This is a genomic window from Allobaculum sp. (genome assembly GCF_047010065.1).
In the GTDB taxonomy this organism is placed as follows: Bacteria; Bacillota_I; Bacilli_A; order Erysipelotrichales; family Erysipelotrichaceae; genus Allobaculum; species Allobaculum fili.
On record NZ_JBKXLD010000123.1, the window covers coordinates 1 to 6,235 of the forward strand.

7 protein-coding genes and 1 pseudogene are annotated in these 6,235 nt (G+C 53.7%); 5 read left to right on the forward strand and 3 right to left on the reverse strand.

The genetic code is table 11. The features are described 5' to 3' along the window. From aroC to ACLUYS_RS09075, 3 genes are all read right to left on the reverse strand, one after another. Window positions 1–859, reverse strand: an 859-nt coding sequence (gene aroC, locus ACLUYS_RS09065) for a chorismate synthase (protein WP_412659660.1), incomplete at its 3' end; no start/stop codon positions are given. Beyond that, window positions 840–1,862 carry a 3-dehydroquinate synthase family protein gene (locus ACLUYS_RS09070; protein WP_412659661.1) on the reverse strand — a complete coding sequence of 341 codons (1,023 nt, stop codon included), beginning with the start codon at window positions 1,860–1,862 and terminating at the stop codon, window positions 840–842. The genes ACLUYS_RS09070 and aroC, both read right to left, overlap by 20 nt. Window positions 1,863–2,233: 371 nt before the next feature. After that, complete coding sequence (locus ACLUYS_RS09075) at window positions 2,234–3,256, reverse strand: glycosyltransferase family 2 protein (protein WP_412659662.1); 1,023 nt, start codon at window positions 3,254–3,256, stop codon at window positions 2,234–2,236. A gap of 252 nt (window positions 3,257–3,508) precedes the next feature. Between ACLUYS_RS09075 and ACLUYS_RS09080 the strand changes: the two genes are divergently transcribed. From ACLUYS_RS09080 to ACLUYS_RS09100, 5 genes and pseudogenes are all read left to right on the forward strand, one after another. Then, the gene (locus ACLUYS_RS09080) at window positions 3,509–4,081 is read left to right on the forward strand and encodes a flavin reductase family protein (protein ID WP_412659663.1); all 573 of its coding nucleotides are present in this window, start codon (window positions 3,509–3,511) and stop codon (window positions 4,079–4,081) included. Between the two features lie 11 nt (window positions 4,082–4,092). Beyond that, a complete protein-coding gene (locus ACLUYS_RS09085; protein WP_288339362.1) occupies window positions 4,093–4,389 on the forward strand; it encodes a flavodoxin family protein in 297 nt (98 codons plus the stop codon). Between the two features lie 87 nt (window positions 4,390–4,476). Further along, a complete protein-coding gene (locus tag ACLUYS_RS09090; protein ID WP_288339364.1) occupies window positions 4,477–4,608 on the forward strand; it encodes a hypothetical protein in 132 nt (43 codons plus the stop codon). 337 nt (window positions 4,609–4,945) lie between these two features. Further along, window positions 4,946–6,034, forward strand: a complete 1,089-nt coding sequence (locus ACLUYS_RS09095; RefSeq protein ID WP_288339366.1) for a bifunctional chorismate mutase/prephenate dehydratase — start codon at window positions 4,946–4,948, stop codon at window positions 6,032–6,034. Next, window positions 6,031–6,235: pseudogene (locus ACLUYS_RS09100) on the forward strand (aspartate/aromatic aminotransferase); the annotation flags it as partial. The gene ACLUYS_RS09095 and the pseudogene ACLUYS_RS09100, both read left to right, overlap by 4 nt.

The following is a 6,235-nucleotide window of genomic DNA, read 5'->3' on the forward strand; positions in this document are numbered from 1 at the left end:
CGTTGTTATTGGTTTCGGTATACAGGTTTCCGCAGTCATCGGCCTGAATCGGGTCGTTGGCCTGCGAGCCCGTCATGGACGCAAAGCCAAAGCCGGCGCCGAAGCTGACGCCTTTGATGGCGGGAATCGAGAAAAGCCCGTGCGAGAGACGGCTTTCTGCGGAGTCGAAAAACGGTTCGCCTACACCGGCGGGAAAGCCGGTAACGCCCGTCTGCAAAATTCCGCCTACGCTGTCGAGTTCGGCCGAAGCGTTTTCGATGACCTCCTGCATGCGCGCGCTCACTTCATCGTCCGCGGCTGGAAATTCCAGCGCGGAAAGCTTATCGAGCAGCGATTCGAGCTCGGCTGGGTTCAGACTGGCCATGGAAACGGCGTTGACATGACCAAGCTGGAGAATCTGGGTGCCGATGTGCACGCCTTTGGATTCAAGAATCTGGCGGCAGATCGCACCCGCGGCAACGACCGGCGCGGTCAGCCGGCCGGAAAAGTGACCGCCGCCGCGATAGTCCTGCCAGCCGTTATATTTTTCAAACGCGCTCCAATCCGCGTGGCCCGGACGCAGGCGCGTTTTAAGCTTCGCATAGTCCTGCGAGCGGGTATTGGTGTTTTCAATGAGAAGGCAGAGCGGGGTGCCGGTCGTATGGCCTTCGAAAAAGCCGGAGACGATCCGGACCTGATCGGCTTCCTGCCGCTTTGTGGATAAGGCGCCTTTGGCTTTGCGCTTTTCCATTTCAAAGTTCAGCTTGTCCAGATCGATTGCAAAGCCGGCAGGCAGTCCGTCCAGAACGGCACCGATCATTTCGCCGTGGCTTTCTCCAAAAATGGTCAGCGCAATCTGTTCACCGAATGTGTTTTTCATACGGATCTTCCTCCATCATCTGATCGAGATGCCCAACATCCCGGGTCTCAAAGCGGAAATGGCCGGGTTCATCGACGATGACGCAGGCGATGCCGGTATCGTTTCCTTTTTTGTCGCTGCGAATGAGGCGGGACGCTTCCTGACGGTCAAAGTTATGAATTTCCGGAAGATGGAGCTTCTCGTAAATGCGCAGCACGCGCTCTTTGAGTTGAGGATTTTCAATAAAGTAAAGCATGCCTGTCGCAACGCATTCGCCATGCAGATAGTCATGGTCCGGATAGCTGCCTTCAATGGCGTGGCCGATGGTGTGACCAAAGTTCAGCGCCTTGCGCAGGCCGGCTTCCTTTTCGTCCTGTTCGACGACGATCCGCTTCAGATCGATCGAACGGGCAATGATGGCGTCGATATCGAGCGTATCCTGTTCAAACATCGCGATGAGTTCGGGATCAAAGAGCAAACCCATTTTCAGCGCTTCGGCTAGACCGGCTGAAATCTGTCTCGCATCGAGCGTAGAGAGAACGTCGGGATCTATGATGACGGCTTTTGGCTGCCAGAAGGCGCCGACGATGTTTTTGACCGGTCCGAGATCGACCGCAGTCTTGCCCCCGACGGAAGAGTCGACCTGCGAGAGAACGGTCGTGGGAATGTTATAGAAATCAATGCCGCGCATGTAGCAGGCAGCAGCAAAGCCAGCCATGTCGCCGGCGACGCCGCCGCCCAGCGCGATGGCCTGACTTTTGCGGTTGAGACCAGCATTGCACATAGCGATCAGCAGCTGTTCGAAAGTCTGCAGATTTTTCGAACCTTCGCCCTGCTCAAAACAAAAAACGTCCAGATGATCAAACTGTCCTGCGGCCAGATCCACCCATTTTTTTGGGATCCCGGAATCGCAGACCAGAATCGACGGACGGCTGGTCTCAAGGCGTGAAGAAAGGTTTTGCAAAGCTCCGCGCTCAATCCAGATGGGATACGAGGAGCCGGGAAGATTTACATTCAGTTTCATAATCGGTTTCCTTTTTACACGCTATTTTAGCATTCCTTTACACGACATCCGAATATCGGGAAGGATCGCCCGGACAAATTGATTTTTAAATGCACCAAACGGTCATTTTAAAGCCGCTGGAAAAGAGAAAGACGAAGACCGGAAAATCCGTTCGATTCCGGTCGAACCGGCCTGGCGAACGAAGGAGATGCGAGAACGAATCCGCCCGAATAGGCTCTGCGCTTCTTTCTTTCGTGCGGTTCGGGTGGCTCGTGCACATCCGCCCATAAAAAAACGCCAGCCTGAGCTGGCGCGATGGGCGAAAGGGGATGGAAAGCGGCGATCAAGTGCAGGCGAGCGTGCGTCAGCGGACCGATTGCTTCATTCGATGCTTAAAGCGTATTTTCGAGAATCACTTCTTCGGTTTCACCGGAAAGCTTCTTGTCGAACTTTTTCTGATCGTGAATGGCTTTTTCCAGACGGCGGTCCTGGTCGTGTTCCAGACGCATCATCGTCAGCGCGTGCTCAAACTGCGTTTTCTGCGATTTGCGCAGAGACGTAAGAATTACGCCGGTAAAGAAGTTCAGGAAGGCGAACAGGGCGATCATCGTGATGATCATCAGTGTCGGCATTTTGAGCACCAGACCGGTGTTGAGGAATTCAATCCAGATCGGGATGAACAGCGCGAGGGCGATGATCATCAGAATAATGGCGATGGTATTGAAAAACGCGAACGGACGCGTATCGCGAAGAAGACGGCCGATGGTGTACAGAACTTTCGTTCCATCGGAAATCGTGTTCAGTTTGGAAACGCTGCCTGCCGGACGGTCGCGGTAGCGGATCGGCAGCTCTTCGAGCTTCATGTTGTGGTCGAGGGCGAAAATCGTCATTTCGGTTTCGATTTCAAAGCCTTTGGACGTAACGGGGAAGGATTTTACAAAGTCCCAGGAAAATGCGCGAAGACCTGTCATGATGTCGCGGACGTTGGAATCAAAAAACGTGTTGATCAGGCCGCGCACCAGACGGTTTCCGGTGTTGTGGAACAGGCGTTTGTTTTCGGTGAAGTACGTGGAAGAAAGGCGGTCGCCGATGGCCATGTCTGCGCCGTGCTCCAGAACGGCTTTTTCCAGTTTCCTGGCATCTTCGGCCGGGTACGTGTCGTCGCCGTCCACAATGATGTAGCAGTCGGCATCGATGTCGCGGAACATGCTGCGGACAACGTTGCCTTTGCCCTGTTTGTGTTCGTAGCGGACGATGGCGCCGGCGTTTCTGGCGATTTCATCGGTGTGGTCGGAGGAGTTGTTATCGTATACGTAAATCTCTGCGTGCGGGAACGCTTCGGCGTAATCGCGGACGACTTTTTCGATTGTGGCCGATTCGTTATAGCAGGGGATAAGAATTGCAGTCTTTTTCATAATGAGTCCATTATAAAGAAAAAAACAGAGGGCATAAAGAAAATAGGATGGCCCCCCCATTCGGATGTTTTTGCCAAAGGCCATGGAGAGAAGAAACAGCCCCAAACGCGGTCTGGGTTCTTTCCAAACCGCCGTCCTGGCCAGGAACCGGCGAAACCGGAAGCGCTGCCCTGCCTCTTTCCTTTACGCCCTTTGCAGCAGAGAACACTCTGCTTGAGGGCAAAGTTCATACAGACAAAAAGAGGATTTGATATGGCAAAAAGCTTTAATGTAAACCCCTGGCTGTTTCCGATGCCTGCCTATATGATCGGCACTTATAACGAGGACAGAACTACCGACATCATGATGATGGCCTGGGGCGGCATCTGCGCCGAAGACATGGTGGCGCTGAATCTGGCTGAAGAGCACAAAACGGTCGCCAATCTTAAGGCGAAAGGCGCCTTTACCCTGGCTGTACCGTCAGTAAAGACGCTTCGCGAATCCGATTATCTGGGCACGGTGTCCGGGAATCGCGTTCCGGATAAGTTCGAGCGTACGGGCCTGCATTCTGTGAAGAGCGAACATGTCGAGGCACCGGTTATCACGGAGTATCCCATGACGCTCGAATGTGAAGCTGTGGAAATGCAGGAACAGCCGTACGGTCTGCGCATTCTTGGACGAATCGTCAACATCCTCGCCAGTGAGGACGTTCTCGATGAGCAGGGACGCATCGATGCAGGCAAGCTGAACAGCTTTGTCTTCGATTCGATGCGAAACGGTTATTACGCCAGCGGCGAACCAGTCGGTCAGGCCTGGCATTCCGGAGCCGGCCTGCTGAAGAAATAGAAGGTCTTGCCATGGCAAAACGCATTGTGATTCTCAATGGAAGTCCGCAAAGAAAAGGAAATACCGCGGCGCTGACGAAAGCCTTCAGCGAAGGGGCAAAAGCGAGGGCCATACGGTCACGGAGTTTTTCCCGGACGATCCCGGACGATATGAACATCCACGGCTGCCGCGGCTGCTTCTGCGCAAACAGCGCGCTGGAAATGCCGTGCGTACAGCACGACGATATGGCTAAAATTTATCCGGCCATTAAGGAAAGCAATGTCGTCGTCCTCGCTTCGCCGCTCTATTACTGGACGCTCAGCGGTTAGCTTCGTGCGGCGTTTGACCGGCTGGTCGCGCTCGAAGAAGGCAGGGAAAATCTTCTGCGCGGTCATGGTCGGGCCTGCGCGCTGCTGATGTCTGCCGCCGGCGATGAGTTTGAAGATGTCCTGGACTATTACAATCATCTGGCCGAACATCTCCGCTGGAAAAATCTCGGCCATGTTCTGGCTGGAGGAAACGACAGAGATGGCGATGCTGCCGGCTAGCCGGAACTGGAAGAAGTCCGCAGACTGGTCGCATCGATTCAGTAACTTTTACAAATTCTATTATCCGCAGGCAAAGTGAATCGAAAGAACGGCAAAAAGCAGGAGGCGTTTCATCGGGGCAGCCTCCTGCTTTTCTGTCCGAATCTGGCCCTCCAGAGCGAAAAGAATCCCCATCGAGAGAATCTGAAAAAGAACGGGAAAAGAACGCGTAAGAGAACGTGTAAAAAGCGCAGAGAATCCGACGGAATCCGCCTGAGTTCTCCCGCGTACCATGCCGGAAAAGGAAAACAATCGAATCGCCAGAAGACGCGATGATAGAATAGGCACGGTGATGTCTATGAATTCGCTTGAAAAAGCAAGAAACACAATTGATAAGATTGACGAGCAGCTGGCTTCGCTTTTTGAAGCGCGTATGAAACTCACGGAAATCGTTGCTGCCTATAAAAAAAAGCACGACATGGCGGTCTTTGATGAAAGCCGTGAAGCGCAGGTTCTCGAAAAAGCAAAACAGAGAATCAGCAAGCCGGATCTGAAGGGCGATTTTGCCCAATGGATGCAGACGCTGATGGATCTATCCAAAAAACAGCAGCGGCAGATGCTCAACGCCAACAAAGTGGCTTACTGCGGCGTGGAAGGCGCGTTTGCCTGCTCGGCCACCCGTACGCTGTTTCCGCAGGCGGAAGCCGTATCCTGCGCGAGCTTTGCGGACGTGTTTAAGAAAGTGCAGGAAAACGAAGTCCGCTATGGCGTTGTGCCTCTGGAAAATTCGAATTCCGGTCTGGTCGGCGAAGTGCTCGATCTGCTTTTCGAATCCGGCCTGTACATTGTTGAGGCCGCGGACATCCGCATACGCCAGTGCCTGCTTGGCGTAAAAGGGGCGCAGCTCAAGGAGGTGCGCTGGGTGTATTCGAAAGATCAGGCGCTCTGGCAGTCCAAGACGTTCCTGGACGCGCTGGGCGTGGAGACGATCTGTTATCCGAATACCGCCATGGCTGCCCAGTATATCGCGCAGCAGGCCGATCCGGCAAAAGCCGCGATTGGAGCCAGAGACAACGCGAGCCTCTACGATCTGGACATTCTTGCCGAAAACATCGAAGGCAGCGCCTCGAATACCACCCGCTTTCTGGTCATTTCAGCCGTTCCGAATGCGCAGGAAAATGAGGTTTCCTCTTTGCTTCTGACGGTACCGGACAGCGCGGGCGCTCTGGCGAAAGCCATTAACGTCATTGCCGCTTTTGATCTCAACATGGACAATCTGCAGTCGCGCCCGGTCAAGAGCCGGCCGTTTGAATATTATTTCTTCGTACAGCTGGCCGGTCATACGTCCAGACAGAATGTGGAAGCCTGTCTGCAGGCGTTAAGTGCCGTCTGTACGTCTGTCCGTTCACTGGGCAGCTATTCCATCAGAAAGGACGATCAGTTATGAGTTTTGTAAAAGACAGCGTAAACCGCAAACCGATTGTGGACACAGTATTTGCGATCGTGGATCAGGCCAAAAAGGCCAAGGAAGAACTGGGCGCGGAAAACGTAACCGACGCGGTTATCGGTTCGCTATATACCGAAGACGGCGTTCTGTGCGCGTTTGATACTGTGTTTTCGACGCTGAAGTCGCTCGACAATAAGAAAC